This window comes from Mesorhizobium waitakense, assembly GCF_056431085.1.
This window is the reverse complement of record NZ_JBWKME010000200.1, coordinates 1-2,026: the sequence shown is the minus strand read 5'-3', so window position 1 is coordinate 2,026 and position 2,026 is coordinate 1. Positions and strand designations below refer to the sequence as shown.

Sequence of the window (2,026 nt, the reverse complement as noted above, 5' to 3'; positions counted from 1 at the left end):
CGCAACAGGCGATCAAGGAAGGAGGCATCATGACAACTTCGGTTCGCCGAAGACGGCGGGCCATTCTCCGAACGCCAGGTTGGTGGTGACGATGATCGAGGTCCGTTCGTAGAGCCTGCTGATCAGGTGGAAGAGCAATTGCCCGCCGGCTTGCGCGAACTGGAGATAGCCGAGTTCATCGAGCACGACGAAGTCGAGCGGGTGAGGTAGTCGACGATACGGCCCTGCTTGCCGCCGCGGTGCTCGGTCTCGAGCCGATTGACGAGATCGACGACGTTGAAGAAGCGACCGCGCGTTCCGTCGCGGATCAGGGCCCGGGCAAGGGCGATTGCCAGATGCGACTTGCCGGTTCAGGTGCCGCCGATGAGAACGGCGTTGCGCTGGTCGGCGACGAAGGTGCCGTTGGCAAGGTCCCGGACCAGCACCTCGTTGACCGGCGTGCCGTCGAAGTCGAACTCATCGATGTCCTTGGCGTTCGGCAGCTTAGCGACAGTGAGCTGGTAATTGATGGAGCGCGCCTGCTACTCCGCGATCTCGGCCGACAGCAGATCGCCAACGATCCTCGGCGGCTCGTGCTGGCGCATGATGCCTGTCGCCATGACCTCGTCATAGGCGCCGCGCATCCCATAGAGCTTCAGTGTCCCCATCAGATCCAGAACCTGCGTGCGTTCCATCAGCTTGCCTTCCTAAGGCTGTCGTAGCGGGCGCAGTCGGCAACCGGCTCGTGTTGCAGGCGAAGAGCGTCCATAGTGAGAATGGTGACGGCCGGCGCCGGATCGCGCCGCCGGGCCAGGATGTTGATGATGACGGCGGCGGAGCAGACATTCTGGTCGAGCGCTTCCTGGCAGGCAGCCTCCACGGCATCGATGCCGTCGGTCAGCACCGCGGTCAGGATCGACACCATCTGCCGATCGCCGTCACGCGCCGCCTTCAATCTCCGCCGCACCCGCTCCATGGCCGACGGCAGAACCTAGTCCTGGAACGGCGCGCCGTTGCGCAGCGCTCCGGGCTTGCGGGCAAGCACAGGGACGTAATGCCAGGCATTATAGATCGTCTCGCCGCGCCCGAACGAGCGGACAAGTTCGGCGACGACCACGCCGTCCTGGCGGATGATGATCTTGCCGGCATAGGCGTGGATCACCACCGGGCGGCCGACGGCCGTCGACGGGACAGAATATTTGTTGTTGTCGAAGCGCACCGTGCATGTCTTCGACACCGAGGCGGGGACCGTGTGGAATGCATCGAAGGGGCCGCGGTAGTCGACCAATTTGCCGCGCTCTTCCTCAAACACTTTCCAGATCGTGCGCTCCGGTCTCGAGGCGGGGTAAGCACCAAGATCCATGCCGCCGGCGATGCGCTCGGGCTACCGGTTCGCCTGATCTCCAGCCCCGGACAGCGCAACGACATCGCCTTTGCCCATGATCTCGTCGATGGCTTCGAGGCTGGTGCCACGATCGCCGACAAGGGCTATGACGCCGACCACCTGCACGAAAAGATCGCTGAAACAGGGGCCGAAATCGTCATCCCACCGAAGCGCAACCGCAAGGTCCAACGTCCCTACGACACTCTCTACAAAGAGCGCAACATCATCGAGCGCTTCTTCAACAAGCTCAAGCAGTTCCGCCGTGTCGCAACCCGCTACGACAAGCTGCTGGCCAACTTCATGGGCTTCTTCGTTAAACGCGCCGCTATCGCTATCTGGCTCAGATAGTTAAAATCGTTACTGCGGCCTAGGGTTGAAACGAAATAGTACCTTTTTTGTCACATCCTTTGGGCAATGTCGTCTCGACTGATTTCGTTGCGGCCGATTTCGATTGTGGTGACTAAGCGCGAGCGTAAATCTCGCACTTGGAAAAGGGGTGGTCACTATCTTTTTCAGAGGCCGTAGTTTCACCGCACCCACTTTGAAGCTGGAGTTTGAAAATGAACATCAAGAGCCTTCTCCTTAGCTCCGCTGCGGCTCTAATCGCTGTTTCCGGTGCGCGCGCCGCCGACGCCGTCGTCGTCGCCGAGCCGGAACCCGCTG

Annotated in this window: 3 pseudogenes; 1 reads left to right on the top strand and 2 read right to left on the bottom strand. The window is 61.2% G+C overall.

Features of this window, described 5'->3' with window-relative positions:
- Positions 1-30: 30 nt before the first annotated feature.
- Together AC07FD_RS36550 and AC07FD_RS36545 are read right to left on the bottom strand one after the other, a co-directional pair.
- Positions 31-674, bottom strand: a pseudogene (locus AC07FD_RS36550) (ATP-binding protein); the annotation flags it as partial.
- A pseudogene (locus AC07FD_RS36545) lies at positions 607-1,327 on the bottom strand (Mu transposase domain-containing protein); the annotation flags it as partial. The pseudogenes AC07FD_RS36545 and AC07FD_RS36550, both read right to left, overlap by 68 nt.
- Here AC07FD_RS36545 and AC07FD_RS36540 point away from each other — a divergent pair.
- Positions 1,310-1,711 (top strand): annotated as a pseudogene (locus AC07FD_RS36540) (IS5 family transposase); the annotation flags it as partial. The pseudogenes AC07FD_RS36545 and AC07FD_RS36540 sit on opposite strands and share 18 nt — an antisense overlap.
- Positions 1,712-2,026: the final 315 nt, after the last annotated feature.